Genomic DNA, 24,043 nt, shown 5'->3' with positions numbered 1-24,043 from the left:
CGCTCATGCCCTGTCTCCGCTCTGCTGGTCGTCGGCCGCGTTCGTCGCGGTGGGGGTGGAGGGGTCGGGCGAGCCCGGCAGGTCGCGCCCGGCGACGCCGCCCGCGGTGGTGGTCGAGGAGGCGCGGGTCGGGTCGCCCTCGCGGGCCGCGTCCTCCGCCGCCACCTCCTCCTCGATCTGGTCGAACGCCTCGTCGGTGAGCAGCGAGTCGTCGCCGAGGTCGGTGTCGTGGTGCGCGCCGAGGTAGGCGTCGATGACGGCCTGGTCGTCCATGACGGTGTCGGCCGGGCCCTCGGCCACGACCTTGCCCTCTGCCATGACGATCACCCAGTCGCTGATGTGCCGCACCATGTGCATGTCGTGCTCGACGAAGAGCACGGTCGTGCCGTCGTCGCGCAGCGACTGGATGTGGCCGAGCAGCGACTGCGTCAGCGCCGGGTTCACGCCGGCCATCGGCTCGTCGAGCATGATCATCTCGGGGTCGCTCATCAGCGCGCGGGCCATCTCGAGCAGCTTGCGCTGGCCGCCGGAGAGGCTGCCGGCGTAGTCGTCCTTCTTCTCGAGCAGCTTGAAGCGCGCGAGCAGCTCCTCCGCCTTGACGGTGATCTCACGCTCGCGGGCCTTCCAGAGCGGGGGCACGATGCCGACGAAGAAGTTCTCGCCCGGCTGGTCGCGGGCGCCGAGCAGCATGTTCTCCATCACGGTGAGGCGCGAGAGCGCCTTCGTCAGCTGGAAGGTGCGCACCATGCCGGCCCTGGCCACCTTGGCGGCGCCGACGTTGCCCATCGGCTTGCCGTCGAAGACCCACTTCGCCGTGCCCTCGCCGCGCTTGAACGCGGTCGGGGCGGAGGACGCCTTGTCGAAGCCGGTGAGCAGGTTGAAGAACGTCGTCTTGCCGGCGCCGTTCGGGCCGATCAGGGCGGTGATCGCCCCGCGCTGCACCTCGACGTGCCCGACGTCGACGGCGGTCATGCCGCCGAAGCGGCGCACGACGTTGTCGACGGTGAGGATGGGGTCGGGCTTCGACGAGCCGGGCGTGCGCCCGACGGTCGTGAGCTTCTGGCGCAGCACGGCGCGGTCGTAGTCGTAGCCGGGCTTGCGGTCTCGGCCCGCGGGGGCTCCGGCCGTGCCGGTGGTCGTGGTCTCAGACACTGAACGACAGCTCCTTCTTGTTGCCGAGGATTCCCTGCGGTCGGAAGATGATCAGGCACATCAGGGCGACGCCGACGAGCACGTACGAGAACTGGTCGGCCTGCTGGTTGCTCATGATGCTCGCGGGGATGAAGTCGCCGGCCAGGGTGCGGATGAGCAGGCGGACGACGAAGAACAGGATCGCGCCGAGCACCGGGCCGAAGACCGTTGCCGCGCCGCCGAGCAGGAGCGCCGTCCAGATGAAGAACGTCGTCGAGCGACCGAGGGCGTCGGGCTGCACCGACGAGGGCAGCACGTAGATGATGCCCGCCAACGACCCGATCACGCCGCCGAAGACGAGCGCCTGCATCTTGTACGAGAAGACGTTCTTGCCGAGGCTGCGCACGGCGTCCTCGTCCTCGCGGATGCCCTTCAGCACGCGGCCCCAGGGGCTGCGGCTGAGCAGGAAGACGATGGCGCAGAGCAGGGCCACGAGCGCCCAGGCCACGATGCGGATCCACCAGCCGTTGACGCCGTTGTTGTCGTACGTGAACCAGAGCACGGTGGTCTGCCCGTCGGGCAGGGGGGAGAGCGCCGTGAAGGGGTCGCGGTACGACGAGCCGGTGATGCCGTTCGAGCCGCCGGTCACGTCGGTGAGGATGCTCGACCGGCCGACCATGCGGATGATCTCCGCCGCGCAGATGGTGACGATGGCGAGGTAGTCGCCCCTCAGCTTCAGCGTCGGGACGCCGAGGATGAGCGCGAAGACGAGGCCGCAGGCCATGCCGATCAGCACCGCGAGCCCGAGGGGCAGGCCGCTGGTCAGCGAGATGGCGAAGCCGTAGGCGCCGAGCAGCAGGAAGGCCGCCTGGCCCATGTTGATGAGGCCTGTGAAGCCGAAGTGGATGTTGAGGCCGATCGCGGCGATCGCGAACGCGGCCGTGGTCGGGGCGAGCGCCTCGCCGGTGAGCTGGCGGATGAGGTCGATGACGTAGTCCATGTGTTGTCCCCTTAACCGATCCGCTCGGCGCGACCGAAGATGCCCTGCGGACGGAACAGCAGGATCACGATCAGGATCAGCAGCGCGGTGGCGTACTTGAAGTCACCCGGCAGCACCAGGTTGGTCAGCTCGACGATGACGCCGATGATGAGCGAGCCGGCCAGGGCGCCGAACGAGGTGCCGAGCCCGCCGAGCGTGACCGCCGCGAACATGAGCAGCAGGATCTGCAGGCCGGTCATCCAGTTGACGCCGTTGAGCACGAGGCCGAGCATGACGCCGGAGAGCCCGGCGAGGCCCGCCGCGACCGTCCAGACGAGGCGGATGATGCGGTCGACGTCGATGCCCGACGCCGCCGCGAGGGCGGGGTTGTCGGAGACGGCGCGGGTGGCGCGGCCGGTGCGGGTCTTCGTGAGGAAGAGGCCGGTGAGCACGAGCACGACGACCGAGATGCCCATCGCGACGTACGACTGCACCGTGAGCGTGACGCCCGCGAAGGTGACCGTGGTCGGGTTGGCCGTCTGGATGCGGACGGTCGCGGCGCCGAAGAAGTACTGGAACGCGTACTGCAGGGCGATCGACAGGCCGATCGTGACGATCATGAGCTGGGTGAGGCTGAGGCCCCGCCGTCGGAGCGGCTTCCAGATCGCCCAGTCCTGGATGAACCCGGTGGCCGCGCAGAGGATCACCGTGATCGTCGCGGCCAGGAAGATGTTCATGCCGAGCTGGTTGGCGAAGACGTAGGCGAGCAGCCCGCCGAGGGTCACCTGCTCGCCGTGCGAGAAGCTGCTGAGGCCCGTGGTGCCGTAGATCAGCGAGAGGCCGATCGCGGCGAGGGCGAGCAGCAGGCCGAGGCGGATGCCCGAGGCGAACTGCTGCGCGAGGCGGTCCCAGTTGAAGGAGGACGCGGCGGCGCCGGAGACCTCTCCCTCGGTCTGGGTGAGCTGGAAGATCACGCTCTTGTTGGCGCCGAGCGTCGCGTCGACGCTGCGCTCGGTCTCGGCGTTGCGGAGGAACTGCCCGTCGGGCAGCGACTCCTCGTCGAGCTGCACGGCGTACTCGCCGGCCTCGGTGACGGGGACGGCCCAGCGACCGGTGCCGTCGACCTCGGCCGTGCCCTCGAAGCCCCCGGGGCCCGTGACGTCGACGACGACCCCGGTGGCCGGCTCGCCGTCGGAGGTCCTGATGCTGCCCTGGATGCAGCCCGTGCTCGCGTCGGCCTGGCAGGACGCCGTGGCCCCGCCCTGCGCGTGGGCGGCCGAGGGGGCCAGGGTCACCGAGACGAACGCGCCGGCGAGGCCGAGCAGCAGAGCGAGGACGGTGACGATCAGGGCAGGGCGGAGCGGAGCTCTGCCTGCGATGGTCGTGTCGGGTTTCACGGGACCTCCTGGACAGGTGCCAGTCGGGGCGATGCCCCGGGTGCCGCTGGCGACCGTCGTTGGTGACGCTACTTTCGCTGTGTGTCGGCCGTGTTTCGTGCAGGACACAGGCCAATGACGACAATTCGTTACGAAATAGCGACATCGACGCACGGAAGCGTCCTCCGAGGGCGGAATTCGGGAGGCGCGGGGCGGCTTAACATGGAGCACCGGAGTCGACGGCGATCCGGTGCCACCGACCACCTCATCTCGCTCCTTCGAAGGGGACTCATGGACCAGCCGGATCCGTTCGGATTCATCGGACTCACGTACGACGACGTCATGCTCCTCCCGGGGCGCACCGACGTGATCCCGAGCGAGGCCGACACCTCGTCCCGCCTCACGAAGCGCATCCGCGTCGCCGTCCCCCTCCTCTCCGCCGCGATGGACACCGTGACCGAGTCGCGCATGGCCATCGCCATGGCGCGCCAGGGCGGCATCGGCATCATCCACCGCAACCTCTCGATCGCCGACCAGGCGGCCCACGTCGACAAGGTCAAGCGCAGCGAGTCGGGCATGATCACCAACCCGGTGACGACCACCCCCGACGCCACCGTGGCCCAGGTCGACGCCCTCTGCGGCCAGTTCCGCGTCTCCGGCCTGCCGGTCGTCGAGGAGGACGGCACGCTCGTCGGCATCATCACCAACCGCGACATGCGCTTCGTCTCGCCCTTCGAGATGGAGACCACGCTCGTCCGCGACGTCATGACGAAGGCCCCCCTCGTCACGGCCCCCGAGGGAGTCGACCCCGACTCGGCGATCGCGATCTTCGCCCAGCACAAGATCGAGAAGCTGCCGCTCGTCGACGAGGCGGGCGCGCTCCGCGGCCTGATCACCGTCAAGGACTTCGACAAGAGCGAGAAGTACCCCGACGCCACGAAGGACGACGAGGGCCGGCTCCGCGTCGGCGCCGCGATCGGCTTCTTCGGCGACGCGTGGGAGCGCGCGTGCGCCCTCCGCGACGCCGGCGTCGACGTGCTCGTGGTCGACACGGCCAACGGCGAGAGCGCCGGCGAGCTCGACATGATCAAGCGCATCAAGGCCGACCCGACCTTCGCCGCCGTCGACGTCATCGGCGGCAACGTCGCGACCCGCTCGGGCGCCGAGGCGCTCATCGAGGCCGGTGCCGACGCGATCAAGGTCGGCGTCGGGCCGGGGTCGATCTGCACGACCCGCGTCGTCTCCGGCGTCGGCGTGCCGCAGGTCACCGCCGTCTACGAGGCGTCGCTCGCGGCCCGCGAGGCCGGCGTGCCGGTCATCGCCGACGGCGGCCTCCAGTACTCGGGCGACATCGCGAAGGCGCTCGTCGCCGGCGCCGACACGGTCATGCTCGGCTCGCTGCTCGCCGGCTGCGACGAGAGCCCCGGCGACCTCGTCTTCGTCGCGGGCAAGCAGTTCAAGAAGTACCGGGGCATGGGCTCGCTCGGCGCCATGCAGACGCGCGGCAAGAACACGTCGTACTCGAAGGACAGGTACTTCCAGGCCGACGTCCCCAGCGACGACAAGCTCATCCCCGAGGGCGTCGAGGGCCAGGTGCCCTACCGCGGCGCGCTGAGCAACGTGGTCTACCAGCTCACCGGCGGCCTCCGTCAGTCGATGTTCTACGTCGGCGGCCGCACCGTCGACGAGCTGAAGATGAAGGGCAAGTTCGTCCGCATCACCGCGGCCGGCCTCAAGGAGAGCCACCCGCACGACCTGCAGATGGTCGTCGAGGCCCCCAACTACCGCCGCTAGCGCGCCGCCTCCCCCACCCGCCTCGCCGACCCCGGGCGAGTTCGACCCGAGCGGGCGTCCGTCGACGCCCGCCCGGCTCGGACTCGCCCGTCGTCGTCCCGGGCGGTCGTCCCTTCCCAGGGGGTGCGCCTGGCCCGCGGTCCCCGTGCGGGGCGCCGGGGGAGGAGCCGCTGGCCGTCCCGGGCGATCCTGGGCGGATGCTCATCACCGTCCACCGCCCCGGACTCCTGCTCAGTCGCGACGTCTCCTCGCTCGGTCTCGACCCGGCGATGCTCCGACGGTCCCACGCCCGAGGTGTCCTCGTGCGGGTCCGCCGCGGGGCGTACGTCGAGACGTCGGTCTGGGCTGAGATGGGCGTGGAGGAGCGCCACGCGACCACCGCCGTGGCGGCGGCGGCCTCGTGCCGCTCGGAGGTCGTCGTCAGCCACCTGTCCGCGGCCGTGCTGCACGGGCTCCCCGTCGTCGGAGCGCCCGGGGCCGCCGTGCACGTCCTCGTCCCGCCCGCGGGCGGCAGCCGCCGTGAACACGGCTTCGTCAAGCACGCCCGGGCCGTCGGCCGAGACGGGCTCGACGTCGTGCAGGGCGTGCTCGTGACCTCCGTGGCGACGACGCTGATCGACGTCTGCCTCACCGAGACGTTCCTCCGTGCCGTCGTCATGACGGACGAGGCCCTGCGTCGCCGTCTCGTCACGCGCGCCGAGCTCCTCGCGGAGTTCGAGGCCCGAGGCACGGGCCGCGGGGCACGACGGGTCGGAGCGGTCGTCCAGTTCGCCGATCCCCGCGCCGCATCGCCCCTCGAATCGGTCAGCCGGGTGGGCATCCGCCTCCTGGGGCTGGCCGACCCGGCTCTCCAGCACGTCCTCCGCGAGGAGGGTCGCCACGTCGCCACCCTCGACTTCTGGTGGGCGAGCGAGGGAGTGGCCGGTGAAGCCGACGGGACCGACAAGTACTACGACGAGGGCATGTTGGCGGGGCGCTCGTCGAAGGAGGCGCTCCTCGACGAGAAGGACCGCGAGAACGCCGTGCGACGCCTGCCCGAGGTGAACGGCTTCGCCCGATGGGGATGGGACGACGCCCTCGACCTCGGTCGGCTCGCCGAGAGGCTGGCTGCGGCGGGTCTCATCGCCCCCCGTCGACACTGTCCGGGCGAGTCCGACCGGCACGGGCCAGCGTCGTAGACCGTCGGGGTCGGACTCGCCCGTGCTCGGACGCCGCGGGCGCCGGGGTCGGCGCGGGGCGGCACCCGGTAGGGTGGCACGGTGACTGAGGTAGAGATCGGCGTCTCCAAGCGCGCGCGCCGCGCCTATGCGTTCGACGACATCGCGATCGTCCCGAGCCGGCGCACCCGCGACCCCCGAGACGTGTCGGTGAGCTGGTCGATCGACGCGTTCCAGTTCGACTCGCCGATCATCGCGGCGCCGATGGACTCCGTCGTCAGCCCCGAGACGGCCATCCGCATCGGCCAGCTCGGCGGCCTCGGCGTGCTCGACCTCGAGGGCGTCTGGACGAGGTACGACGACCCCACGTCCGTCCTCGCCGAGATCCGCGACCTGCCGGAGGGCGAGACCGTCGCCCGCATGCAGCAGATCTACGCCGAGCCGATCAAGCCCGAGCTCGTCACCGCGCGCATCGCCGAGATCCGCGCCGCCGGCGTCACCGTCGCCGGCTCGCTCAGCCCGCAGCGCACCCAGGAGCTCTACCAGACCGTCGTCGACGCCGGCGTCGACCTGTTCCTCATCCGCGGCACGACGGTCTCGGCCGAGCACGTGTCGAAGAGCACCGAGCCCCTGAACCTCAAGAAGTTCATCTACGAGCTGGACGTCCCGGTGATCGTGGGAGGCGCCTCCACGTACACGGCAGCGCTGCACCTCATGCGCACGGGCGCGGCCGGCGTCCTCGTCGGGTTCGGGGGCGGCGCTGCCTCGACGACCCGCGCCTCCCTCGGGATCCACGCGCCGATGGCGACCGCGGTCGCCGACGTGGCGGGCGCTCGTCGCGACTACCTCGACGAGTCGGGCGGGCGCTACGTGCACGTCATCGCCGACGGCGGGCTCGGCACGTCGGGCGACATCGTCAAGGCCGTCGCCTGCGGCGCCGACGCCATCATGCTGGGGGCCGCCCTCGCGCGGGCCACCGACGTGCCCGGCGGCGGCTACCACTGGGGCGCCGAGGCGCACCACCCCGAGCTGCCCCGCGGCCGTCGCGTGCACGTCGGCCAGGTCGGCCCGCTCGAGAAGATCCTCTACGGCCCGGCCTCCACGGTCGACGGCCAGGCCAACCTGGTCGGGGCCCTGCGCCGCGCGATGGCCACGACCGGCTACAGCGACCTCAAGGAGTTCCAGCGCAGCGAGGTCGTCGTGGCTCCCTACCAGCCGCACTAGACCTCGATCCGTCCCCAGCGGGGCGATCTCACGCGCCGTTGTCAGGCTGACGGGCGTTGGATGGGCGATGAGGCGGGCTCAGGCCCGCGCCGATCCAACGATGGAGGCCCCGCATGGCTACGACCGCGTCCGCATCCCTCTCCTCGAAGCTCGGTCCGCAGGAGCGGGCCGACGCCATCGAGGCGCTCAAGGAGAAAGAGCTGGACATCCTCGTGATCGGGGGTGGCATCGTCGGGGCGGGCTCCGCGCTCGACGCCGTGACCCGCGGCCTCAGCGTGGGCATCGTCGAGGCGCGAGACTGGGGCTCGGGCACCTCGAGCCGCTCGTCGAAGCTCGTGCACGGCGGCATCCGCTACCTCGAGCAGCTCAACTTCCGTCTCGTCCGCGAGGCGCTGATCGAGCGTGGCCTGCTGCTGCAGCGCCTGGCCCCGCACCTCGTGAAGCCCGTGCGCTTCCTCTACCCGCTGAGCAAGCCCGTCTACGAGCGGTTCTACATCGGCGCCGGCATGGCCCTCTACGACATCTTCAGCTGGACGGGCGGGCGCCCGCCCGGGGTGCCCCACCACCGGCACCTCAGCAAGATGCAGGTGCTGCGCGCGATCCCGAGCCTCTCGAAGGACGCCGTCGTCGGCGGCCTCACCTACTACGACGCCCAGGTCGACGACGCGCGCTACGTCTCGTCGCTCGTCCGCACCGCGTCGAGCTACGGCGCCCACGCGGCCAGCCGGGTCCGCGTCGAGGGCTTCGTCAAGGTCGGTGAGCGCGTGGTCGGGGTCAAGGCCCACGACTACCAGACGGGCGAGCACTTCGAGATCCGCGCCAAGCAGGTCGTCAACGCGACCGGCGTCTGGACGGACGACACGCAGGCGATGGTGGGGGAGCGCGGCCAGTTCAAGGTGCGGGCCTCCAAGGGCGTCCACCTCGTGGTGCCCCGCGACCGGATCCACTCCGACATGGGCATGATCTTCCGCACGGAGAAGAGCGTCCTGTTCGTCATCCCGTGGGGCCGGCACTGGCTCGTCGGCACGACCGACACCGACTGGGACCTCGACAAGGCGCACCCCGCCGCGACGGCCGCCGACATCGACTACATCCTCGAGCACGTCAACCGCGTCATGGCCGTGCCGCTCACGCGCGACGACGTCGAGGGCGTCTACGCCGGGCTCCGCCCGCTGCTGGCCGGCGAGTCCGACCAGACGTCGAAGCTGTCGCGCGAGCACATCGTGGCGCACACCGTGCCCGGCCTCGTCGTCGTCGCCGGCGGCAAGTGGACGACCTACCGCGTGATGGCGGAGGACGCCATCGACGAGGCCGTCGCCGCGCTCGACGGGCGCATCCCCGAGAGCACGACGATGGAGATCCCGCTGCTCGGCGCCGAGGGCTACCACGCCGCGTGGAACAAGCGCGGCAAGATCGCGAAGGCGTTCGGCGTGCACAAGGTCCGCATCGAGCACCTGCTGAACCGCTACGGCACGCTCACCGACGAGCTGCTCGACCTCATCCGCGAGCGGCCCGAGCTCGCCGAGCCGCTGCCCGGCGCCGACGACTACATCGCCGCCGAGGTCGTCTACGCGGCCAGCCACGAGAGCGCCCTGCACCTCGAGGACGTCCTGGCCCGCCGCACGCGCATCTCCATCGAGGCGTGGGACCGCGGCGAGTCCGCCGCCCCCGTGGCCGCCCGCCTGATGGCCGAGGTGCACGGCTGGTCCGACTCCGAGACGGAGGAGGAGGTCGGCAACTACCTCAAGCGCGTCGCCGCCGAGCGGGCCAGCCAGCTCGAGCCCGACGACGCCTCGGCCGACCGGGTGCGCCTCGAGGCGCCCGACATCACGTTCGGCTTCGACGAGGACGACATGAAGGTGCCGGGCGCCGACCAGGGCGGCGCGCCGAAGCCGGGCGAGACGGTGGCGGAGCCGGCCGGCACGCCCGCCGACGAGCCGGCACGCGCCAGCGAGCCGGGAGGCCGCGAGGGCTGAGCCGAGGGCGAGGCGGGGTCGCGACGCGACCAGGCTGCAGGAGGCGCGGTGCCCGTGGGGCGGGCACCGCGCCTCCCGCAGGTCCGCCCGCCGAGAACGCCGCCACGAGGCGGGAACACCGGGGCCCGGGGCCCTGTTGTGCCCACCATGAGCAGCCCGGCCAGCGCGACGGAGCCCGCCGCTAGGCTGAGACGACTGCCCCCGATCCTCCTGGAGACCAACCATGGTTGACGTGCGTCGAGTCAAGCTCCCCGGCGTGGGTGTGCTGCACACCTTCATCACCGACGACGGCGGCAAGTGCGGCGTCATCACGCACCGCTCGGGCCACAGCGACCTGATCACCTTCAGCGACGACGCCGACGGGGCCGACGTCACGAAGGTCTCCCTCCGCCTCAGCGAGGACGAGGCGCACACCCTCGCCGAGCTGCTCGGCGGCACCCGCATCACCGAGTCGCTCTCCGCGCTCGACCAGATCCCCGGCCTCAGCATCGACTGGTTCACCGTCGACTACGACGACCACATCGCCGGGCAGCCGCTCGGCGACCTGGGCGCCAAGGGCGTCGTGGGCCTCACGGTCGTGGCCGTCGTCCGCGGCGACGCGGCGAACCCCGCCCCCTCGGGCGACTTCAAGGTGTTCCCGGGCGACACGCTCGTCGTCGCCGGGTCGCCCGAGAAGGTCGCGAAGGCCTTCTCCTGGTACCGCACGGGCACGTTCGGGCACCGCGCCCCGGTCGACTCGCCGCCCGGGAGCTGATCGCCGGTGCACCTGGGTGAAGAGCTGATCGTCCTCGGCATCCTCCTCCTGCTCGCCTACGTGCTCGGGCGCCTCGGCAAGCTGATCGGCCTGCCGTCGATCCCGATCTACATGCTCGTCGGCCTGCTCGCCAGCACGAACACGGGCTGGTTCCCGCTGAGCTTCGACGCGCACAGCATCGAGCTGATCGCGATCTTCGGCCTGATCCTGCTCCTGTTCAACCTGGGCCTCGAGTTCGATCAAGACGAGTTCTTCTCGAACGCGGGCCGGCTGATCGTCTCGGGCGGCACCTACATCGCCGTCAACATGGGCGTCGGCCTGGCCTTCGGCTTCATGCTCGGCTGGGGCACGCGCGAGGCGCTGATCGTCGCGGGCATGACCGCCACGTCGTCGAGCGCGATCGTCACGAAGCTGCTCATCGAGCTGAACCGCCTGGCGAACCGCGAGACGCCGATGATCCTCGGCGTCACCGTCGTCGAGGACATCTTCATCGCGATCTACCTCGCCATCGTCTCCGTCGTGCTGAGCGGTGAGACCGACCCCGGCCCCGTCATCCTCAAGCTCGGCATCGCCTTCGTCTTCCTCGTGGTGATGTTCAGCGTCGCGCGCTGGGGCGGCCGCGTCGTGTCGAAGCTGATGCGGACCCGCGACGACGAGCTGTTCACCGTGCTCTTCTTCGGGCTCGCCGTGCTCTTCGCGGGCCTCGGCGAGGTGCTGGGCGTCACCGACGCGATCGGGGCCTTCCTCATCGGCCTCATCATCGGGGCGACCAAGTACCGCAACCGGGTCGAGCAGTTCGCCCTGCCGATGCGCGACGTCTTCGGCGCCTTCTTCTTCCTCAACTTCGGCCTCGGGCTCGACCCCTCGCTCTTCCCGAGCGTGCTCGGGCCGGTGGCCGCGGCCGTCGGCATCACGATCGGCCTCAACCTGATCGCGGGGCAGTTCGTCGCCTGGCTGAACAAGCTCGGCCCGCAGGCGGGGCTCAACACCTCGTTCATCCTGCAGAACCGCGGCGAGTTCGCGCTCATCCTCGCGACGCTCTCGGCGGGTGCCGGGCTGAACCCGCTGCTGCAGCCCTTCGCGGGCCTCTACGTGCTGATCATGGCCGTGATCGGCCCGTTGCTGGCCGCCAACTCCGAGCGCATCGGCGCCGTGCTCTTCCGGTCGCGTCACCGGGCCGAGAAGGCCGCGGCGGAGGCGCGGCGCCGGCAGCGCGAGGGGCGTCACGCCGACGAGATCGCCCTGATGGAGGCGGCGCTCGCCGGCGAGGAGCCCGCTGACACGATCGCTCGCGACCCCGACCCCGACTCCGGCCTGTTCGACGACCCCGACCTCGACGACCCGCCGGTGCCGCGCCGCCGCCGCGTCGTGGTGGTCGACGAGCTCGACCACGCACGACCTGTCGTGGACGAGCTCGACGTGGCGACCTCGCCCACGGGCGCCGCCGGTGGCGACGGCGACCCTGACGGCGACCTCGACGACGACTCGGAGGTCGACGGCATGAGCGCGGCCGAGCGGGCGATGTGGGCGGAGCAGGCCGGGCAGCAGTCCGACCAGCGGGCGACTCGGCAGCGCGACCCCGAGTACTGAGTGCCAAGGGGGTGCTGGCCGACGCTGAGCGCCGGGCTGGGCGCAGCGGACGCACAGCGGGGTCGTCGGGGGCCGACGGTACGATGGCCCTCGTGAGTCGCCTCGAGGTCCATCCCGTCACGAGCGCTCCCGACGGCTCCGACCTCCCCGACTCGATGTGGCAGGTGGCCCGCCGGCCGCGCTGGATCGCCATGCTCGCGCTCGCCCTCGTCATCGCGGGCATCTTCGCCTGGCTGGGCCACTGGCAGATCGAGCGCAGCATCGAGAGCGGCAAGGTCGTCAACCCCGAGACCGAGACCGTCAAGGTGCTCTCCGAGACCGTCGAGCCGCAGTCTCCGTTCTTCGACCGCGTCGGCGGTCAGATGGTGAGCGTCACCGGCCAGTTCGACGCCGACGACTTCCGCGTCGTGGGCGACCGCGTCAACGACGGCGACCGGGGCTGGTGGTTGATCGGCCGCCTGGTCGACGACTCCGACGGCGCCTCCGTGGCCGTCGCGGTCGGCTGGGCCGCCACCGAAGACGAGGCCGTCGCGGCCGAGGCCGCCGTGCCGGTCGGCTCCGACGTGTCGCTGGTCGGCCGGTACTCGCCGAGCGACGCGCCCTCCGACGGCGCCTACCAGGACGGCCGTGAGACGGTCGTCTCGGTCGCGGCGCTGGTCAACGAGTGGTCCGACTTCAGCGGCGACGTCTACGCCGGCTACGTCGTGGCCGCCGAGCCGTGGGGCGGCCTCGACGCCATCTACTCGCCCGCGCCCGTCGACGACGTGTCGCTGAACTGGCTCAACGTGTTCTACGCGATCGAGTGGGTCGTGTTCGCCGGCTTCGCCGTCTTCCTCTGGTTCCGCCTCGTCCGTGACGCGTTCGAGCGCGAGATCGACGAGGCCGAGGAGGCGCGGCTGGCGGCTGAGATCGCCTCCTGACCCGCTCCTCCCGCCTCCCCTCCCGACCCCCGGGTCGCCCGCCGCCGCGGCGCTCGACCCCCGTCCCGCCCCGAGTAGGATCGACCCCATGCCCTTGAAGCCCCGGCAACGCGACATCCCGAAGATCCCGGGTGCCGTGAAGTTCTACAAGATCTCCGCCTACGTCACGGGCGTGATGCTGTTGCTGCTCGTCTTCGAGATGGTGTTCAAGTACACCCCGCTGCAGCTCGAGATGCAGCTCGGCGGCCAGGGCGGCTTCCTCGTCCCGAAAGACAGCATCACCGAGGGCTTCAACCTCTCGACGGCCATCCTCATCGCCCACGGCTGGCTCTACGTCGTCTACCTCTTCGCCGACTTCCGCCTCTGGAGCCTGATGCGCTGGCCGTTCTCGCGGTTCATCATCATCGCGCTCGGCGGCGTCGTGCCCTTCCTCTCGTTCTTCGTCGAGAGCCACATGACCAAGCTGGCCCTGCGTGAGCACGCGGAGCTGGTCGCCGAGCCCACCCCGAACACCCAGGGAGCCCCCGCGTGACAGAAGCCACCGAGACGGCGCAGAGCCCCGTCCTCGTCGTCGATTTCGGCGCGCAGTACGCGCAGCTGATCGCCCGACGCGTGCGTGAGGCCAACGTCTACTCCGAGATCGTGCCGCACACGATCACCGCCGCCGAGATCGCGGCCAAGAACCCGGTCGGCATCGTGCTGAGCGGCGGCCCGTCCAGCGTCTACGAAGAGGGTGCGCCCGCCCTCGACCCGGCCATCCTCGAGCTCGACGTGCCCGTGCTGGGCATCTGCTACGGCTTCCAGGCGATGGCGAAGGCCCTCGGCGGCGAGGTCTCGCAGACGGGCCAGCGCGAGTACGGCGCCACCGACGTCACGCTCGCCGCCGGCGACAGCACCCTGCTCTCGGGCCAGCCGGCGTCCCAGACGACCTGGATGAGCCACGGCGACTCGGTCTCGAAGGCCCCCGAGGGCTTCGACGTGCTCGCCTCGAGCGCCGCGACCCCCGTCGCCGCGTTCTCGAGCGACGCCCGCAAGCTCTACGGCGTGCAGTGGCACCCCGAGGTGAAGCACTCGTCGTTCGGCCAGGCCGTGCTCGAGAACTTCCTCCACCGCGCCGCCGGCATCCCCGCCGACTGGAACAGCGGCAACGTCATCGCCGAGCAGGTGGCGCGCATCCGCGAGCAGGTCGGTTCGTCGCGGGTGATCTGCGGCCTCTCCGGCGGCGTCGACTCGGCGGTCGCGGCCGCCCTCGTGCACGAGGCCGTCGGCGACCAGCTCGTCTGCGTCTTCGTCGACCACGGCCTGCTGCGCGCCGACGAGCGTCGCCAGGTGGAGGAGGACTACGTCGCCTCGACGGGCGTCCGCCTCGTGACGGTCGACGCGGAGCAGCAGTTCCTCGACGCCCTGGCCGGCGTGACCGACCCGGAGCAGAAGCGCAAGATCATCGGCCGCGAGTTCATCCGCAGCTTCGAGGGCGCCGCCGAGGCGCTCGTGCTCGAGGCTGCGGCCGAGGGCGACGCGTCGGTGAAGTTCCTGGTGCAGGGCACGCTCTACCCCGACGTGGTCGAGAGCGGCGGCGGCACGGGAACGGCGAACATCAAGAGCCACCACAACGTGGGCGGCCTGCCGGAGGACCTGCAGTTCGAGCTCGTCGAGCCGCTGCGCACCCTCTTCAAGGACGAGGTGCGTGCGATCGGCCGCGAGCTCGGCCTGCCCGAGGTCATCGTCGGCCGTCAGCCCTTCCCCGGGCCCGGCCTGGGCATCCGCATCATCGGCGAGGTCACGCACGAGCGCCTCGAGCTGCTGCGGAAGGCCGATGCGATCGCCCGTGCCGAGCTCACCGCGGCCGGCCTCGACGAGGAGATCTGGCAGTGCCCGGTCGTGTTGCTCGCCGACGTCCGCTCGGTCGGCGTGCAGGGCGACGGCCGCACCTACGGTCACCCGATCGTGCTGCGCCCCGTGTCGTCCGAGGACGCCATGACCGCGGACTGGACGCGCCTGCCCTACGACGTGCTCGCCAAGATCTCGAACCGCATCACGAACGAGGTCGACGGCGTCAACCGAGTCGTTCTCGACGTCACCAGCAAGCCCCCGGGGACGATCGAATGGGAATGACCGGGGCGGTCTGAACGCGAAGCGTTCAGCCCCGGTCATTCCGGGGGCGCCCCCGCCCCCGGTGCCCACCTAGTAGCGTCCCCACCCGGTACCTACGACGACGCAGGCCCGGCCCGCGCGCACCCGTCCCGTCCCGTCCCGAACCCCGTCCTCGCACCTGAACCCCGCCGCGGCGGGGTTCAGCTGCGAGAACTGGGTGTCTGCCGCCTGCCGCGGCCTCCTCGCGACGCGACCGCCGCCTCCTTCACCCCTGTCGTCCGGTGACAAAGAGGTTCTCGCGCCGCGCACGCCACGCTGGCTGGTCTCTGCCGCGGGCCCCCGAACGGCGCGGCCGACTCCTCCCCGCACGCGAGAGCGGGGCCCGCTCCTCTCGGAACGAGCCCCGCTCGATGTGGTGCAGCCCTGCCTGCTAGTCGTTGCCCCGCAGGATGGCGAGCATGCGCAGGATCTCGACGTAGAGCCAGATCACGGTCATGACGATGCCGAAGGCGGCCGACCAGCCGTAGATGCGCGGGGCGCCGCGCTCGACGCCGGTCTTCACCTGCGTGAAGTCGAGCACCAGCGAGTAAGCCGCCATGACGACGACAAGGATGCCGATGATGAAGCCGAGCGGGATGCCGAAGATCTCGGCGCCGCGGAGGCCCCACGGGTTGGTGTTGGCGCCGAAGAGCATCAGGCCCACGTTGAGCAGCGAGAAGACGGCGTAGCCGATCATCGCGATCATGAAGACCTTGGTGGCCCGGGCCGACTCGCGCACCTTGCCGCTCTTGAAGAGCAGCAGCGTGACGACGAAGACCGAGACGGTGCCGATCAGGGCCTGGGTGACGATGCCGTCCCACTGGGCCTCGAAGATGCTCGAGATGCCACCGACGAACAGGCCCTGCGCGGCCGAGTAGGCGAGCACGAGACCGGGCGACGGCTTCTTCTTGAAGATGTTGACGAGCGCCAGCACGAAGCCGGCGATCGCGCCCACGAAGGCCAGGGCGGGGATGAACCAGCCGACGGCCGCGCCGACGACGACCACGGCGAACGCGATGAGCGTCTTCGTGATCGTGTCTTCGTAGGTCATGCGGTCGGTCTGGTCGGGGCCGGCCGCGGGCTTCGTGTAGAGCTCCTGCAGCTGTTCGGCCGTCATGCCGTCGTAGGCGACGGTGCGGGCGTCGGCCTGCTGCTGGCGGATGACGGGCCCGCCCTTCTCCGAGAAGGCCGGCGACTGACTGAAGCCGGGATTCGAGAATGCCAAGGGGTTCCTCTTCTGATCGCGTTGTCGACGGTGACGTGGCGGCCCGGAGCGGTGCAGCCGGATCGCCGCCGGGCCAGGTGGCCCGGTGCGGGGTCGCTCTCGCTCGCCCGTGTCGCCGTGGGGAAAGGCTAACGCGTGTCGGCCGGGCACGGGCTGAGGATCTGCCTGATGAGAGCCACATTCGCGACGGGCGAACGTGCACTGTCTGCACGGATGGGGGCGGTCGTCGGGCCCCGCGGCAGCGTCCGCCGGGCGGGGGCGGTTAGCGTGGCCGACGTGACCTCCCCCGCCGCATCGGCCACCGACTCCTCGCCCGCCGCCGTGCCCCTCGTGATCGCCCACCGCGGCGCGAGCGGCTACCGGCCCGAGCACGGCGAGGCCGCGTACCGCCTGGCCGTCGAGCTCGGCGCCGACGCGATCGAGCCCGACCTCGTCGCGACGCGCGACGGCGTGCTGGTGCTCCGGCACGAGAACGAGGTCTCGGGCACGACCGACGTCGCCGACCGGCCCGAGTTCGCCGACCGCCGCACGACCAAGGAGATCGAGGGCCGGGTCGTCGAGGGCTGGTTCACCGAGGACTTCACCTGGCCCGAGCTGTCGACCCTCCGGGTGCGCGAACGCCTGCCGCAGCTCCGGCCCGGCAGCGCCGCGCACGACGGGGAGGGGCGCGTGCAGCGCCTCAGCGACCTCCTCGCGATCCTCGACGGGGCCGACCGCCCGGTCGGGCTCGTGGCCGAGGTCAAGCACGCGACGTGGTTCGCCTCGATCGGGCTGCCGCTCGACGAGCTGCTCGCCGCCGAGCTCGCCGCCGCGGGCTGGACGGACGACCCGCGCCTCACCGTCGAGAGCTTCGAGCAGACGGTGCTCGGCCAGCTGCGCGAGCGGGGCGTCGGCGGTCGTCAGGTCTACCTGCTCGAGAAAGCCGGCGCCGCGGCCGACCTCGTCGCCCGCGACGGCTCGGCGGCGACGCCGTACGTCGACCAGCTCGACGAGGGGTCGCTGGCGGGCTTCGCCGCGGCCGGGCTGCACGGCCTCTCGCTCGACAAGTCGACCCTGGTCGCCCCGGACGGCACGACGGAGTCGCGGGTCGTCGACCGCGGACACGCGGCGGGCCTCGAGGTCTTCACCTGGACGCTGCGCATCGAGAACCACTTCCTCGCGAAGGCCAACCGCCAGGCCGGGGGGAAGGCCGCGACGGGCGACTACGAGTCGGAGTTCCAGGCGCTGATGGAGCTCGGCGTCGACGGGGTCTTCGCCGACCAGCCGGACCTCGCGATCGCGGTGCGCGACGGGCTCTGAGGAGGCGGCGACCGGCCCCCTGCCCGGTGTCGGGGGCCCCGCCTAGACTGGGCCGGCCATGACGATCGTGCTCGAGCCCTCTGACGCTGCCGGCGGTTCCGGCGACCCTCTGACCGCGGGGCTGAACCCCCAGCAGAAAGAAGCGGTCGAGTACCGCGGGCAGTCGCTGCTGATCGTGGCCGGTGCCGGCTCGGGCAAGACGAGCGTGCTGACCCGGCGCATCGCCGGGCTCATCGCGTCGCGTGAGGCCTGGCCGAGCCAGATCCTCGCCATCACCTTCACGAACAAGGCCGCGGCCGAGATGCGCGAGCGCGTCGGCCACCTCGTCGGCCAGGCCGGCGAGGGCATGTGGATCAGCACGTTCCACAGCGCCTGCGTGCGCATCCTCCGGCGCGAGGCCGAGCAGTTCGGCTTCACGAAGAGCTTCACCATCTACGACTCGGCGGACTCCCGCGCGCTGCTGAAGCGCATCCTGAAGGAGCTCGACGCCGACTCGCTCGGCTTCACGGTCAGCCAGGCCTCGGGCAAGATCTCGAAGCTCAAGAACGAGCTGACCGACGTCGAGACCTACTCGCGGCAGATCAACGCGGGCGACCCGCAAGACGTGATGTTCCTCGAGATCTTCCGGCAGTACACGCGCGAGCTGCAGCGGGCGAACGCGTTCGACTTCGACGACCTGATCGCGCAGACGGTCTTCCTCTTCCGGGCCTTCCCTCACGTGGCCGCGCTCTACCAGCGGCGGTTCCGGCACATACTCGTCGACGAGTACCAAGACACCAACCACGCGCAGTACGCGTTGATCCGCGAGCTGACACGACCGGTCGACCCCGAGCTCGTCGACGACCTCGAGCGCGGCGGGCAGTACGTGCAGTCGATGCGCGACGGCAGCGGGCGGATCCCTGGCGCCTCCCTCACCGTGGTCGGCGACTCCGACCAGTCGATCTACGCCTTCCGCGGCGCCGACATCCGCAACATCGTCGAGTTCGAGCGTGACTTCCCCAACTCGAAGGTCATCCTGCTCGAGCAGAACTACCGCTCGACCCAGAACATCCTCGACGCGGCCAACGCCGTCATCTCGAACAACTTCGACCGCCAGGCGAAGAACCTCTTCACGACGGTCGGCGCGGGCGAGAAGATCACCGGGTTCACGGGCTACACCGGGCACGACGAGGCCCAGTTCGTCGCCGACGAGATCGCCAAGCTGCGCGAGGGCGGCATGGCCTACAAAGACATGGCCGTGTTCTACCGCACCAACTCGCAGACCCGAGCGCTCGAGGAGATCTTCATCCGCTCGGCCATCCCGTACCGGGTGCTCGGCGGCACGAAGTTCTACGAGCGCGCCGAGATCAAGGACGCCATGGCGTACCTGATCACCGTCGCGAACCCGCTCGACCCGATGGCGCTGCGCCGCATCATGAACGTGCCGAAGCGCGGCATCGGGCCGGCGACCGAGACGGCGATGCAGCGCTGGGCCGACCAGCACGAGGCGCCGCTGCGCGAGGCGCTGCGCAACGCCGACCAGCTGGGTCTCGGCCCGAAGGTGACCGGGGCGATCACGGGCCTCGGCCAGCTGCTCGACGGCGTGCAGACCACGGCCGCGACGGCGCCGGTGCACGAGATCCTCACCACGCTGATCGAGGGCAGCGGCATCATCGAGGCGCTGCGGGCGTCGCGTGACCCGCAAGACGAGGCCCGCGCCGAGAACATCGACGAGCTCGTGGCGGTGACGAAGGAGTTCCAGCGCAACAACCCCGACGGCACCCTGCTCGACTTCCTCACCGAGGTGACGCTGGTCGCCGCGGCCGACGACCTCGACGACACGAGCGGCACCGTGTCGCTGATGACGCTGCACACGGCGAAGGGCCTCGAGTACGAGGCCGTCTTCCTCACCGGCGTCGAAGAAGACCTGCTGCCGCACCGCATGTCGGCGAGCGAGCCCGGCGGCCCGGCGGAGGAGCGTCGGCTGTTCTACGTCGGCATCACGCGCGCGCGCAAGCACCTCTTCCTGTCACTGGCGATGACGCGGGCCCAGTTCGGTGAGGTGAACGTGGCGATGCCGTCGCGGTACCTGCAAGAGATCCCGGTCGAGCTGATCGACTGGAAGCAGTCGCCCGGCATGGCCAACAGCCGAGGAGGCACGCAGCCGCGGGCGCTCAACGCGCGTCGCGAGGGCGGTGCGGGTGACCGTCTCGGCTCGACCCCGCGCGCCAGCGGCGGCTACGGCGGCGGCAGCTACGACCGCGCGACCGCGGCGGCCAAGACCAAGCCGAAGACGGAGTGGTCGAACCGGGTCACCGGCACCGTGCGCGACAACGGCGACCTCGAGCTGGAGCAGGGCGACCGCATCTCGCACGTCGACTTCGGCGAGGGCCGAGTGATGGCCGTCACCGGCGTCGGCGCCCGGCGCATCGCCGAGGTGCTGTTCGACACCGCCGGCCGCAAGAAGTTGCTGATCAAGGTCGCGCCGATCGAGAAGATCTAGCCGCTTCCCCGCCACGCACCACGTTCTCGCACGGGAACCACGCCGCGGCGTGGTTCCGGTGCGACGACGTGGTTCGTCGTCGTGGTCGTCGTCACGGGGCGGGGCGTGTTCGACGCAGCGCGAAGCGGTGCTCGCCCACGACGATCGTGTCGGACGGCGTCAGCTGCGTGCCGGCCCCCGGCTCGACCGAGACCAGTCTGCCGTCGGCGCTGAAGATCGTGGTGCCGTTCGCGGAGCGGAGGTCGTCGATCCACACGGTGCCCTCGTCGTCGGCCCAGACCCGGAAGTGGGCGCGCGACAGCTGACGCGTCTCGTCCGTGACGGTGACGGCTGCAGAGGGAGCTGTCTCGGTGGTGTGGGCGGGCGCGGGGGCTGTCACGGCCGTCTCGGCGGTGGTCGAGACGGCGGCTGGTGGTGCGGCGTGCCGCGGGCGGCGGCCCACGACGACCCCGTCGCGGTCGACCGGGACGGCGCCTCCGTCGGGGAGGACGAGCTCGTAGGAGCGAGGTCGGAGGACCGTCACGTCGGGGTCGTCGAGGTCGTCGAGGGCGTCGGGCGCGGGAGAGGGCGCGTCCCGTCGTGGAGGGGCGGCGGGGCCAGACGGTACGACGGCGGCCGCCGCGGGAACGGCTGTGACCAGACCCTCGGGAGGCGGCGGAGGCAGCGTCTGCACCCGTGACAGCAGGCCCTGGTCGCGCAGCGCAGCGACGGCCGCGGCGTCGACGACGATCGGGCCCTCGGGTGGTGCCCCGCGCCTCCCCAGGCTCCTTCTTCTGGTCATTTCTCATCCATTCTGTGGAAAGTGGTGCGACCAGTCTGTCTCATGTGGAATATTCATGGCAGTCGTCATTCCTGGCGGCTCGACGAGACAGGAGAACCCATGGCCAACGTGACCGTGACCTACGACGACCTGCGCACGCAGGCGACCCACCTGCGCACCGGGCAGGCCTCGATCGAGGAGCAGCTCTCGCGCCTCAAGGGGCAGATCGACGCCCTGGTGGCCTCGGGCTACGTGACCGACAGCTCCTCGAAGGCGTTCAGCACGACGTACGGCGAGTTCAGCACCGGTGCGAGCAAGACCATCGCTGCCCTGGACAGCATGGCGCGGTTCCTCGAGAACGCGGCGGAGACCCTGCAGGCGGCCGACGAGCAGCTGGCCGCCAGCCTCCGCTGACCCCTGACCCCTGACCACCCCGGTGGCCGTGTCGGCGACGGCGCGGCCACCTCCCGGAGGAGCACACATGACCAGAGCGACCCTGTCGTTCGACGCTGAGGCGCTGCGGCGGTTGTCCACGACCCTGAGCGGCGTCAAGACCGTCTTCGACGCCCCCGGAGCGGCGACCGTCTCGGCCGAGCACCTCGGCCACCCCCGCCTCGCGCAGCGGATCGACTCGTTCACCCGGAGCTGGGACGACACCCGCCGGATCCTGAGCGACGAGATCGGCGGACTGAGCACGTCCGCGACGTCCATCGCTGACGGGTTCACGGCGGCCGACGAGGGCCTCGCCGCGGCGTTGCCGGACGAGGAGGCGTCCTCATGAGGGTGGACGGCGCATTGTCCAAGGCAGGTGTCGCGGGTGACCCCGACATGGTGTCGGCGGCCGCGACGCGCTTCGGGCAGACCGCCGAGCTGATCGCGTCCGCGGCTGAGGGGCTCCACACACTCGACGCGGAGGCTGGACAGAGCGATGCGATCGCGGCGTTCCTCGCCAAGGCGGGCGAGATCGAGGCGCAGCTGCGGAAGGTGCACGAGCGGTACGTGGGTGCGGCGGAGGCGCTCCGGACCTACTCCGAGGCCCTCCGGCGGGCGCAGGAACAGGCAGGTCCGGCGGTCCGCGAGCACGAGGCCGCCACCGCCGACCGTGACACGGCCACGACGCTCGCCGGCCGATACGAGGGCATGGCTCTCCTGGCGACGAGCGAGGAGGCGCAGCTCGACTACCAGGAGCTCGCTCGCGTGCAGCGCCTCCGCGAAGAGGAGGCAAGGGGACGCGTCGTGAAGCACGGCCGTCAGGTGGACGAGGCCGTCACCGACCTGGAGGCAGCCGCCACGGCAGCCATCGCTCGCTTCGACGACCTGTCTGCCGACGGTCTCGGCGACTCGTGGTGGGACGACGTCCGCGGGGCCGCAGGCACCGCCTACGACGCCTTCCGGACGTGGATGGAGGAGAACGACGCGTGGATCGACGTCATCGCCACCTGGACAGACCGTCTGGGGATGGCGCTGGGGCTGGCCGCCATGGTGTTCCCGGCCCTGGCGCCGTTCGCGGCAGCCGCGTTGGTCTTCTCGTTCGCCCTGACGGCGCTCCGCGCTGCGGCAGGCACCGCGACCCTCTTGGACCTCGGGCTCAGCGCACTCTCGTTGGCGACGATGGGCACGGGCGCGGCATTGGTCAAGGGAGCTGGTTCAGCGGTCAAGGGCGTCCAGGCGGCACGCGCGGCTGAACTCGTGCGAACGGGCGTGCCGCCCCGCCTCGCTACTGCATGGGTGAGCGCGTCGTTCTCCCGGGGAGCGCCAGGCATCGGCGACAAGATGCTCGCCCGTTCGCTGGGCGACGTGGACGCGGCCCAGATCAGGTCGTTCTTGCGGTCGGGACGGCCCGGCTCTGCGGCCGATGACGTCGAGACCGTGACACGGATCGTCCGCCAGCTGGACACTGCCCGCCTCCTGAACGGTCTCGGGCAAGTCAAGGCCGTCGTCGAGGAGATCGTGGAACCCACACGAGCTCCGTGGGCGGTGACGAGATCGTGAGTGCTCCCTCGCGCCGATCCGCGACCGGGCGCCGACGGGCTGCACACAGCAGAGGGACACAGCGCCCTGGTGTGACCATCTACATGGTCGCGTTCCTGGCCTGTGGTCTCTGGTACTGGGGGGTCCAGCTCTATCTCGCCAGTGTGCCCCTCGTGCTCCTGATGTCGGGCGGAGAGCAGTCACCGAGACTCGGGTTGCTGTCGGGTGCTTCGGGGGAGCCTCCCGTAGTGGGGTCGAGCGTGCCTTTCTGGATCAGCTGTGTGGTCCTGATCTTCCTGGCAGTCGAGACCGTTCGGACACCGGCCAAGTACGGCTACCCACTCGAGCCCGGGTTCGTGACCCTGTACTTGCTGTTGTCAGGTCTCTTCGCCGCGGGCTACAGCGCGATCTCTCCGGATTCCGCACGATGGCCCCGGGACAGCATCTACCCGGCTGCCGTGCTTCTCCTCGCTGCGGCCGTCGTGGGGAGCATCTGCCTCGTGCGAAGGCTGCGACGCATCCCCGAGACGAGCCCTCCGGGCACCGAAGCAGGTGGCCAGACCGAGTTGTCGGCGACTGTGGGGGCTCATGTCTGAGACAGCCTCGGGAGGGCCCGTCGCCGACGCGTACGCGATGGCCGTGCCCCGGACCTTCGTTCGCGTGACGACTCCAGGGGAGATCGTCACACCTCCCGGAAGCCATCTCGAGGCAGCACAGTGGGCTCAGTTCGAGCAGATGCGCGCTCGACTGTCGAAGTCCTCGCCGCAGCGAGGACTGGACGGGCTCGTCCTCGATGCCTTCGTGACCGCCGGCCGGATCCCCGGTCTGGACGGCACGGCGAGCATCTTGGTGACGCTCGTGCCCATCGCTCCCGGTGCCGGTGCCGGGGCCGACCTCGACCGGCTGCTCCTCGCGCGAGTCGCCCGGGGCGCCGAAGCGACGGTCGTAGGGCATGAAGCAGCCGTCGCGTGGAACGGGGACCGAGACGGCACCCGCGCCGAGGTCGTCGATGACCGCGTGCTCCGCCGTCGGACGGTGCTGGCACGTGTCGCGGGGAGCGACTGTCTGATGGCGTCGTTCACGCTCACCGTGGTCAGCGGCCGGGCCGCTGCTGGCCTCGGCCTCGCATCGCAGCCGAGACCACGCCGTCCCGAGGAGGAGTCCATCGAGGTGGCCGACGCGCTGGTCGAGCTCTTCGACGCGATGATGACCACCGTTCGCTGGCTCGACGACCAGGGGCGCGTCATCACCGATCGACCCACGACATGACCC

Annotated in this window: 21 protein-coding genes; 16 read left to right on the top strand and 5 right to left on the bottom strand. The window is 70.9% G+C overall.

Annotated features, from left to right (window positions below; genetic code table 11):
* Positions 1–3 precede the first annotated feature (3 nt).
* The 3 genes from JOE43_RS01220 to JOE43_RS01210 all read right to left on the bottom strand — a co-directional run bounded on the left by JOE43_RS01220 (position 4) and on the right by JOE43_RS01210 (position 3,507).
* Complete coding sequence (locus JOE43_RS01220; protein ID WP_167261366.1) at positions 4–1,071, bottom strand: ABC transporter ATP-binding protein; 1,068 nt, start codon at positions 1,069–1,071, stop codon at positions 4–6.
* Positions 1,072–1,144: 73 nt separating this feature from the next.
* Entirely contained in the window at positions 1,145–2,131 is a 987-nt protein-coding gene (locus JOE43_RS01215; protein ID WP_209514057.1) for a branched-chain amino acid ABC transporter permease, read from the bottom strand.
* An 11-nt stretch (positions 2,132–2,142) separates the two neighbouring features.
* A complete protein-coding gene (locus JOE43_RS01210; protein WP_307803186.1) occupies positions 2,143–3,507 on the bottom strand; it encodes a branched-chain amino acid ABC transporter permease in 1,365 nt (454 codons plus the stop codon).
* A 270-nt stretch (positions 3,508–3,777) separates the two neighbouring features.
* Here JOE43_RS01210 and guaB point away from each other — a divergent pair, with 270 nt between their 5' ends.
* From guaB to guaA, 9 genes are all read left to right on the top strand, one after another.
* Entirely contained in the window at positions 3,778–5,280 is a 1,503-nt protein-coding gene (gene guaB, locus JOE43_RS01205; protein ID WP_209514055.1) for an IMP dehydrogenase, read from the top strand.
* A gap of 197 nt (positions 5,281–5,477) precedes the next feature.
* Positions 5,478–6,458, top strand: coding sequence for a type IV toxin-antitoxin system AbiEi family antitoxin domain-containing protein (locus JOE43_RS01200; protein WP_209514054.1), 981 nt, complete (start codon positions 5,478–5,480; stop codon positions 6,456–6,458).
* 81 nt (positions 6,459–6,539) lie between these two features.
* Entirely contained in the window at positions 6,540–7,661 is a 1,122-nt protein-coding gene (locus JOE43_RS01195; protein WP_209514052.1) for a GuaB3 family IMP dehydrogenase-related protein, read from the top strand.
* Between the two features lie 113 nt (positions 7,662–7,774).
* Complete coding sequence (locus tag JOE43_RS01190) at positions 7,775–9,637, top strand: glycerol-3-phosphate dehydrogenase/oxidase (RefSeq protein ID WP_209514049.1); 1,863 nt, start codon at positions 7,775–7,777, stop codon at positions 9,635–9,637.
* 223 nt (positions 9,638–9,860) lie between these two features.
* Entirely contained in the window at positions 9,861–10,391 is a 531-nt protein-coding gene (locus JOE43_RS01185) for a cation:proton antiporter regulatory subunit (protein WP_056057274.1), read from the top strand.
* A 6-nt stretch (positions 10,392–10,397) separates the two neighbouring features.
* Positions 10,398–11,981 (top strand): cation:proton antiporter, encoded by a 1,584-nt coding sequence (locus JOE43_RS01180; RefSeq protein ID WP_209514047.1) that lies wholly within the window; start codon positions 10,398–10,400, stop codon positions 11,979–11,981.
* 92 nt (positions 11,982–12,073) lie between these two features.
* The gene (locus tag JOE43_RS01175; RefSeq protein ID WP_209514045.1) at positions 12,074–12,901 is read left to right on the top strand and encodes an SURF1 family protein; all 828 of its coding nucleotides are present in this window, start codon (positions 12,074–12,076) and stop codon (positions 12,899–12,901) included.
* Positions 12,902–12,989: 88 nt separating this feature from the next.
* Entirely contained in the window at positions 12,990–13,433 is a 444-nt protein-coding gene (locus JOE43_RS01170; RefSeq protein WP_209514043.1) for a DUF3817 domain-containing protein, read from the top strand.
* Complete coding sequence (gene guaA, locus JOE43_RS01165; protein ID WP_209514041.1) at positions 13,430–15,016, top strand: glutamine-hydrolyzing GMP synthase; 1,587 nt, start codon at positions 13,430–13,432, stop codon at positions 15,014–15,016. The genes JOE43_RS01170 and guaA overlap by 4 nt, the downstream gene beginning before the upstream one ends.
* Positions 15,017–15,425: 409 nt before the next feature.
* On the opposite strand, the gene JOE43_RS01160 is transcribed toward guaA, so the two are convergent.
* Positions 15,426–16,259: a Bax inhibitor-1/YccA family protein gene (locus tag JOE43_RS01160; protein ID WP_056057249.1), complete on the bottom strand. Its 834-nt coding sequence runs from the start codon at positions 16,257–16,259 to the stop codon at positions 15,426–15,428.
* A 276-nt stretch (positions 16,260–16,535) separates the two neighbouring features.
* On the opposite strand from JOE43_RS01160, the gene JOE43_RS01155 reads away from it, so the two are divergent.
* Together JOE43_RS01155 and JOE43_RS01150 are read left to right on the top strand one after the other, a co-directional pair.
* On the top strand, positions 16,536–17,558 hold the full coding sequence (locus tag JOE43_RS01155) for a glycerophosphodiester phosphodiesterase family protein (protein WP_307803185.1): 1,023 nt from the start codon (positions 16,536–16,538) through the stop codon (positions 17,556–17,558).
* Between the two features lie 58 nt (positions 17,559–17,616).
* Entirely contained in the window at positions 17,617–20,040 is a 2,424-nt protein-coding gene (locus JOE43_RS01150) for an ATP-dependent helicase (RefSeq protein ID WP_209514027.1), read from the top strand.
* 91 nt (positions 20,041–20,131) lie between these two features.
* Here the strand turns inward: JOE43_RS01150 and JOE43_RS01145 are convergent, their stop codons facing one another.
* Entirely contained in the window at positions 20,132–20,821 is a 690-nt protein-coding gene (locus JOE43_RS01145; protein WP_209514025.1) for an FHA domain-containing protein, read from the bottom strand.
* A 99-nt stretch (positions 20,822–20,920) separates the two neighbouring features.
* Between JOE43_RS01145 and JOE43_RS01140 the strand changes: the two genes are divergently transcribed.
* From JOE43_RS01140 to JOE43_RS01120, 5 genes are all read left to right on the top strand, one after another.
* Complete coding sequence (locus JOE43_RS01140; RefSeq protein ID WP_209514023.1) at positions 20,921–21,214, top strand: WXG100 family type VII secretion target; 294 nt, start codon at positions 20,921–20,923, stop codon at positions 21,212–21,214.
* A gap of 67 nt (positions 21,215–21,281) precedes the next feature.
* The gene (locus JOE43_RS01135; RefSeq protein WP_209514021.1) at positions 21,282–21,581 is read left to right on the top strand and encodes a hypothetical protein; all 300 of its coding nucleotides are present in this window, start codon (positions 21,282–21,284) and stop codon (positions 21,579–21,581) included.
* Complete coding sequence (locus JOE43_RS01130) at positions 21,578–22,792, top strand: hypothetical protein (RefSeq protein ID WP_209514019.1); 1,215 nt, start codon at positions 21,578–21,580, stop codon at positions 22,790–22,792. The genes JOE43_RS01135 and JOE43_RS01130 overlap by 4 nt, the downstream gene beginning before the upstream one ends.
* Positions 22,793–22,863: 71 nt before the next feature.
* A complete protein-coding gene (locus tag JOE43_RS01125; RefSeq protein WP_209514017.1) occupies positions 22,864–23,367 on the top strand; it encodes a hypothetical protein in 504 nt (167 codons plus the stop codon).
* A 43-nt stretch (positions 23,368–23,410) separates the two neighbouring features.
* Positions 23,411–24,040: a hypothetical protein gene (locus JOE43_RS01120; RefSeq protein WP_209514015.1), complete on the top strand. Its 630-nt coding sequence runs from the start codon at positions 23,411–23,413 to the stop codon at positions 24,038–24,040.
* The last annotated feature ends 3 nt before the right edge of the window (positions 24,041–24,043 follow it).

The organism is Frigoribacterium sp. PvP121 (genome assembly GCF_017833115.1).
GTDB lineage: Bacteria > Actinomycetota > Actinomycetes > Actinomycetales > Microbacteriaceae > Frigoribacterium > Frigoribacterium endophyticum.
The sequence above is the reverse complement of the archived record's forward strand: the minus strand, read 5'-3'. Positions and strand labels throughout refer to the sequence as shown.